Genomic DNA, 224 nt, shown 5'->3' with positions numbered 1-224 from the left:
CAAGGGCTCGCGCTACCGCGGCTGGCAGCGTCAGGCGTCGGGTGTGTTGACGGTGCAGGAAACCCTGGAAAATGCCCTGTCCAAGGTCGCCGACTCGCCGGTGTCGCTGATGTGCGCCGGGCGTACCGACGCCGGTGTGCACGCCTGTGGTCAGGTGGTGCACTTCGATACTCAGGCCGAGCGCACCATGAAGGCTTGGGTGATGGGCGCCAATATCAATCTGC

Annotated in this window: 1 pseudogene; it reads left to right on the top strand. The window is 64.7% G+C overall.

The window, feature by feature from the left end:
* Positions 1 to 224, top strand: a pseudogene (locus tag AC0608_RS13940) (tRNA pseudouridine(38-40) synthase TruA); the annotation flags it as partial.

It is taken from the genome of Flavobacterium sp. GNP008 (assembly GCF_056428965.1).
The sequence above is the reverse complement of the archived record's forward strand: the minus strand, read 5'-3'. Positions and strand labels throughout refer to the sequence as shown.